The sequence below is a fragment of the Pseudomonas sp. AC463 genome (genome assembly GCF_979253585.1).
In genome coordinates, this window is the sequence record NZ_CEEDDZ010001243.1 from 1 (window position 1) to 231 (window position 231).

1 protein-coding gene is annotated in these 231 nt (G+C 64.1%); it reads right to left on the minus strand.

Features of this window, described 5'->3' with window-relative positions; genetic code table 11:
• Positions 1-194 (minus strand): hypothetical protein (locus tag AC0IYH_RS34275; RefSeq protein ID WP_471838960.1); only part of this gene is annotated, 194 nt, incomplete at its 3' end.
• Positions 195-231 lie beyond the last annotated feature (37 nt).

Below are 231 nucleotides of genomic sequence, written 5' to 3' on the forward strand. Positions count from 1 at the left end.
GTCGAGGATGTTCCCATCCGACTGGCCGCATCGACGATCGACAGCGTTCCGGGGGCGGTGATCCCGTCATTGATCGACGACACGTCGGGACGGCCACCATCGACCCGCACGACGATGTTGGTGGCGCCCGTGGCGCGTTCGAAGATCACCGCCGCCGTGGCCGTACCCGGGACCACGACCGACGCTGCGCTCATGGCCGCAAGTTTGAATAGCCTGTTCATTGATGAAACC